Raw genomic sequence first — 3,325 nt, 5'->3', positions numbered from 1 at the left:
GTGCCTTATTGTAAACCAATCTTACACAGCCCAAAGTGCGCCGCAATAGCGACTCTTGTTCGGGTGTTGGGTAAAATCGAAACGAATAGGCTTTTTCCATACCTCACATTTTAGCATATATTTCGTAAATGTGCTAATATTTAACAGTAAAGCCGTCGTAGAACGACGGGGTTTCAGACCCAAATTTTCGATGATCGATCGCTATGGTCAGATGACCGTGCTGAACGCCCAACAGATCGAGCAAGCGGTAGAAACGATGGCAGAGCAGGGTTTACGGGTGCTTGCCTTCGCCAAAAAAGCAGCCGCGACCCATCAGCATTCTATCGACCATGAGGATATCGAAACAGGCTTGGTGTTTCTAGGATTACAGGGCATGATTGACCCGCCTCGTCCAGAGGCGATCGCTGCCGTTCATGCCTGTCAAAGTGCTGGGATTCGCGTCAAGATGATTACTGGTGATCATCTTGTCACGGCGCGGGCGATCGCGGAACGGATGGGCATTAAAACGGCAGCACAAGTCTTAGCATTTGAGGGAAAACAATTAGCGCAAATGGATAATCATCAACTGGCCCAAGCGGTGGTCGATGGATCGGTATTTGCCAGGGTTGCCCCTACCCAAAAACTGCAACTGGTGGAAGTACTCCAGTCCCAAGGAGAAATCGTGGCGATGACGGGCGATGGTGTTAATGATGCGCCGGCTCTCAAGCAGGCCGATATCGGCATTGCCATGGGGAAAGGAGGAACGGAAGTCGCCCGGGAATCTGCTGATATGCTCCTCACTGATGATAACTTTGCCTCGATCAAGGCCGCTGTCGAAGAAGGACGCACCGTTTATCAAAACTTACGCAAAGCAATCTCCTTTCTCTTACCTGTCAATGGTGGCGAATCGATGACGATTCTGATCAGTACTTTACTGGCACGAGATTTACCGATCCTCTCCCTACAAGTACTCTGGTTGAACATGATCAACTCGGTCACGATGACTGTTCCCCTGGCCTTTGAAGCAAAATCCCCCAGCATTATGCAGTCACCACCACGCAATCCCAATGAACCTTTGATCACCAAAAAACTATTGCGCCGAATTTTGGCTGTTTCATTGTTTAACTGGATTCTGATTTTTGGTATGTTTGAGTGGGCTAAATCGACCACAGGAGATATTGCCGTTGCCCGCACAATGGCAATTCAATCCCTTGTGGCAGCACGGGTTATCTATCTGCTCAGTATCAGTCAATTAGGGATGAGCCTAGTGGACTACCTGCGTCGTCAGTCAACCTCGATTACTAATGCACCGATCCTAATTTTGGGGATTGTGGCTGCTGTTGCCCTACAAATTTTGTTTAGCCAATGGGGGGTGATGAACAGTCTGTTTGCAACGGCGACCCTAACCGGTCATCAATGGCTAATCTGTTTGTTGCCGATGCCGCTCATGGTACTTTGGGCAATTTTTGCCAATGTTATCGATCCTCCTCATTGTCACGGGAAATAACTAGGGTTTGCGGCAAAAAGTTCTTCGTGGGGACAGGGTGTAGGGTGTAGGGTGTAGGGTTTTACCGATTTTCACCTGGTCAATTACCTAATTTTCAGGGAAAAAGTCCCGGAATTTTCCCCCCAATCACTCCAATGGTCGGCACTTTTTGAGGGAAAAAAAGTCTAAAAACCTTATCCAACAAGGTTTTTAGATTTATTCAGCAAACCCTAAATAATCTAGAGACGTTATCAGCAACGTCTCTAGTAGTTTTTGCCCTTGTTTACGTCGGGGTTTCTCGTTCTAGATTTTTGTAAATTTTTGTAAATTTAACTTGTTTTAAAACACTTTGTCTGGTAGCGATTATCCAAAGAAAAATAGATGAAAGAGGCAAATCGTCAAGAGAATAATCTTGTTTGCTGCCTGATCCCGGTCAATGATAAATTTTAAAATACCTAGTCTTTTACATTTTCCCAACTCTCGGAGTGATCCCCGATGTTAAAAAATCTCTTTGGTGGCAAAAAATCTGACTTTTACCTAGAACTAAAAGAAACCGATGGTGAACAAAAAGCGACAGCAACCACGGCAGCAGCCGCGCCTGTTGTGGAAGCGCCTGCCCCTGCTGTGGAGTCTGCTGCCGCCCCCGTAGCCGAGAAAAAAGCGAAAAAAACTTCTGTTAAGAAAGAAAAGCAAGCAAAAGAAACTCCCGCCGCTCCTGTGAGCGCACCGGCCCCCGTAGCCCCCACTAACGGTAAAGTAGAGCCACAAGAAGTGGAATTTGCGACAAAATACTTGATTACTCCTAGTCTGTCTCGCCGTCGCCCTGGTCCAAGTTTGAATGGTTTCAAAGACATGGCGCGCAAAGCGAAGCTACCTGCTAACCGCGGCTAAATCCCCCCCGGATTGCTTTCTCAAAAAAAAAAGGAGAGCTTTCTTTGACTCTCCTTTTTCATCAGGGTGCATCTACTGACTCAAGTTTAGCAGAGAGTCTTTTTAGGGTTGGTTATTTAGGTTACTCCCTAGAGTATTTTGGCGATAATTATTGCCTGTCTTCTTGGGCAATTTTTAAAACCTAGAACTAGGTTGACTGGTGGACGGGTGCAAAACTAGCATTCATAAGTAGGGAGGCAGAATTATGTGTAGGATGGGTTAGCGGTAGCGTAAACTATGCGGGCGTTGGGTTTCATGCTTCAACCCAACCTACGTTCTGGTGGACGGGTGCAAAATCAGCATTCATATTCTTGATTCGGCAACGCCATTAGGGATTAACTTTCGCCGCTCGGATTAGCCAACCGATTACCCCACCCGTAACACCACTGAGGATCGAACTGAGCGAAGCGGTGATCACCACTACTCCGATCTGTTTCCAGTTTTTCAGTTCCCCGACTTTTTCGGCGAGATCGGTGGTTTTCCCCGCCGCGTTCTCTATAACTTTAACTCGATTGCTTAAACCCTCTATCTTCGCGTCTAGGGTTCGGATATCGCCTTTAATTTCCGACTGCCCTAACTCTAAATTCTTCTGTCCGTTTTCTATGGTGGTTAGTCGGTTTTCCATGGTGGTTAGTCGGTTTTCGATCGCTTTTTGTCCGTTGGCAATGCCGATAATTAAATCCTCCAATCTTTTTAAATCTTTTTCAGTGGCGGCTGTCATCAGTTAAACTCCTCTTAGTTGAATTTTTCTTGCCCCGATTCGATACTTTATTGATTGCGGATAACTTTCTCATCGGAAATTTTGGGTCTGAAACCCCGCCGTTCTAGGTTGGCTTTACGTTAGAATTAAAAGGCCAGTCTCGAAAACCAAGTGGACGGCGCAGCACCTTGAAAACTCGGCTTAGGGGGTTCCGACCAGAAAAGCTTGGC

Annotated in this window: 3 protein-coding genes and 1 pseudogene; 2 read left to right on the top strand and 2 right to left on the bottom strand. The window is 46.5% G+C overall.

What is annotated here, in order from left to right:
* Nucleotides 1–100 (bottom strand): helix-turn-helix domain-containing protein (locus PX481_RS19410; protein ID WP_287711526.1); only part of this gene is annotated, 100 nt, incomplete at its 3' end.
* A 90-nt stretch (nucleotides 101–190) separates the two neighbouring features.
* On the opposite strand from PX481_RS19410, the pseudogene PX481_RS19405 reads away from it, so the two are divergent.
* Nucleotides 191–1,486: pseudogene (locus tag PX481_RS19405) on the top strand (HAD-IC family P-type ATPase); the annotation flags it as partial.
* Between the two features lie 474 nt (nucleotides 1,487–1,960).
* Nucleotides 1,961–2,356 carry a hypothetical protein gene (locus PX481_RS19400; protein WP_002758946.1) on the top strand — a complete coding sequence of 132 codons (396 nt, stop codon included), beginning with the start codon at nucleotides 1,961–1,963 and terminating at the stop codon, nucleotides 2,354–2,356.
* Between the two features lie 367 nt (nucleotides 2,357–2,723).
* Here PX481_RS19400 and PX481_RS19395 read toward each other — a convergent pair whose 3' ends face one another.
* Complete coding sequence (locus PX481_RS19395) at nucleotides 2,724–3,116, bottom strand: hypothetical protein (protein ID WP_288095525.1); 393 nt, start codon at nucleotides 3,114–3,116, stop codon at nucleotides 2,724–2,726.
* Between the last annotated feature and the right edge of the window lie 209 nt (nucleotides 3,117–3,325).

This window comes from Microcystis sp. M53603_WE2 (genome assembly GCF_030065435.1).
This window is presented reverse-complemented; position numbering and strand designations above follow the sequence as displayed.